Origin of the sequence: Terrisporobacter muris (assembly GCF_024621905.1) — a bacterium.
In the GTDB taxonomy this organism is placed as follows: domain Bacteria; phylum Bacillota; class Clostridia; order Peptostreptococcales; family Peptostreptococcaceae; genus Terrisporobacter; species Terrisporobacter muris.
This window is the reverse complement of the sequence record NZ_JANKBY010000395.1, coordinates 1-2,850: the sequence shown is the minus strand read 5'-3', so window position 1 is coordinate 2,850 and position 2,850 is coordinate 1. Positions and strand designations below refer to the sequence as shown.

General features: G+C 25.9%; 3 protein-coding genes. 2 read left to right on the top strand and 1 reads right to left on the bottom strand.

Annotated features, from left to right (window positions below):
* The first annotated feature begins 55 nt into the window (after positions 1-55).
* A complete protein-coding gene (locus tag NSA58_RS18305) occupies positions 56-844 on the top strand; it encodes a M23 family metallopeptidase (RefSeq protein WP_052232952.1) in 789 nt (262 codons plus the stop codon).
* Positions 845-1,047: 203 nt separating this feature from the next.
* Positions 1,048-1,722, top strand: coding sequence for a hypothetical protein (locus tag NSA58_RS18300; protein WP_039679317.1), 675 nt, complete (start codon positions 1,048-1,050; stop codon positions 1,720-1,722).
* A 57-nt stretch (positions 1,723-1,779) separates the two neighbouring features.
* Here NSA58_RS18300 and NSA58_RS18295 read toward each other — a convergent pair.
* Positions 1,780-2,850: MGDG synthase family glycosyltransferase (locus tag NSA58_RS18295; RefSeq protein WP_257560802.1), on the bottom strand; the 1,071-nt coding region annotated here is incomplete at its 5' end.

Sequence of the window (2,850 nt, the reverse complement as noted above, 5' to 3'; positions counted from 1 at the left end):
TATAAAAAAAATAAACTTGGTTAATAATAATGTTTATAGGAAAAGGAGGTATAAAATGAATAAATATTTAAAGGTATTAGTTATTAATACTCTTTTATTTGTAAGCTTAATATTTAGCTTTCAAAACAATATTTCCTATAGCCAAAGTAACAACATAGATACATTAATATCCATAACAAAGAAAGAAGAATACTTAAATAAGAGAATAAATGATTTAGACTATATATTAAAAAACAAAAATCAATATATAGCTTTTGATAATGATATGAAAAGTAGTTTATTAGAAAAAAAAATTAGTGTAGACAGCATAAAGTATAGTCAGATCAAGTTTTTTAAGATGTATTTTGAGAGACAATTGATAAATTGTGAAAAAAGTGAAAGCTTTTTAATACAAGAAATTAAAAACGAAAAAAAAGAAGCTTTGGAAAATAGTAATGCCAGTTATATAAAAGGAAAATGGCCATTAGAGGACTATAGATATATTAGTTCAGGATATGGATATAGAACACATCCAATAACAAAAAAACTTAGTTTTCACAATGGAATAGATATACCTGCACCAAAAAATACATCAGTACTTGCAAGTGATGATGGAATTGTAATATTTGCAGGTTATAAAAGTGGCTATGGAAATGTAATAGAGATAAAACATTTTGATAATAAAAAAACCTTGTATGCTCACAATAATAGTATAGTTGTAAATGTGGGTGAAATAGTTAAGAGAGGACAGGTTATTGCTAAGGTAGGGTCAACAGGAGATTCAACAGGAAATCATGTTCACTTTGAGGTTAAAATAAATGATAAAAGGATAAATCCTTTGTATGGGATAAGTAATGATTTATAAAATAAAAAAAGCGAAGATTAAATCTTTGCTTTTTTTATGTGTAATTATTTGAATTTTAAAATAATTTAGAAAATTTAGCATAAAATGAAAATTTTATGGTGTAATAAAAAGGATTTATTTATTAATGTATAGAAGATAATATTAATATAATTTAGTAAGAATATAAAAAATAATGGCTTATTGGAGAGATGGGGGGGGGTTGTGTGAAATCTAAATTGTTAAAAGATGTATTAATATATATTGCAGTACCTGTATTAATTTTTAATGCTGCTATTATAAGTAACATAGAGATTGCCTTTCAAGTTTCGTGTGCTATTTCAATAGTTTATTCTGTTTTCACTAGGGTTAAAGAAAGTAGAGTAAATTCTACTGGATTAGCTATATTTTTTATAATAGTCGCTTACTTCTTATCAAGTAAGAGTCCAGATTCAGATAATGTATATTTTTATAATACATGTATATTCTTATCTTTAGCACTGATAATACCTGGGGTAAAGATCTTTAATAAGGATATTAGTACAATAGTAATAAGGGATATATTAAAATCTTTAGATAGAAACAGTTTAGCGATGATTAGGTTATTGAAGAAAAAATCTGTGTGGGGTGAAATTAGCAGAATATGTTCAATGATAGAAACAAATTTAATACTAGTATCACTTTTGAGAATTATCAATATTTTGGTTTATAGTGGAGGTAGTAATTCATATTTAAATTTTATAACTAATTGTGTAGGGGTAATTTTCACAGCAATAATTGTTTATAGAATTATTAAGGTTATTAGTGCATCTAAAAAACTTGATATTGATAAAACTAATAAGGGTCCAAGTCATGAAGATCATAAAAAGGGAAAGGTAATTAACTTTAACTCTTTTAAGTAGTTATTTATAAAAGCATTAAAAAATCATGTTTGAATATGCAAACATGATTTTTTTTGATTATTTAAGTAGTTCAAAAACATAGTCACCTATTTTATCAGGATGTATAGTTGTTTTGAAGTGAGTAATATTTTCATCCATAAACTCAACTCTTGAATCTAATTTCTTATTTAATAAATCCTTTATTAAATCCTTTAGATCTTCATCGTTATCGTACAAAATTCCTATGCCTTTATCTCTAATAAATTTAGCATTTTCAATTTCTTGACCAACCTTTGGGTTTTTAACTATTATGGGAGTATTTGAACTAATAGCTTCAAACAAAGTGGCTCCACCGGATTTAGTTAACATTAAATCGTAATTTTTTAATAAGTCAGACATATTAGTGACAAATCCTCTTACATCTATGTTATACAGTGGTTTTTTTAGGGTTAAAATATCGTATAGTTTTTTATTACTGCCTGTTACTATAGTAACATCCAACATATCTTTATATTTACTTAGGTAGTCATCAAGCCAATGCATAAAACTTTCATCAAAATCAAATAATCCTCTACCTCCACCCATAAGAAGTAGCCTAAGTTTATTACTACGTAATTTTTTATTGCAAATAAAACTTTTACTTACAGGCACACCAGTTACTCTAAAAATACTAGGATCTAATCCTTTTTGGACATACCTATTTTTAATTTCATAGGATGGTACAAAATACATATCTGTTGTTTTAAATATCCATTCTAAACTATCTACTACATCAGTTATTACAGTTATAGAAGGTATTTTTTTATGTGGATTTTTTGTATTAAAATCATTTACACATGCAGCTGCACAAGGAAATGTGGAAATAATTAAATCAGGATTAATGCTTTTTATGTATTCAGCAAGCTTTGGCATATATATTTTATAAGATATATCGTATTTAGCATCAAAAGATTTTTTTATATAATAGTAGTAATTATAGAGTCCAGGCACATATTTAGTATTATTTTCGTACATTTTAACCATAGGCTTATTTATACGAGGAACACTTGCACTAATAAAATTCTCTATTACAATATTTATATTATCATCTTTTTCTTGAATATATTCTTTTATAGCCTTTGCTGCACTAATATGACCAGCACCGAGATC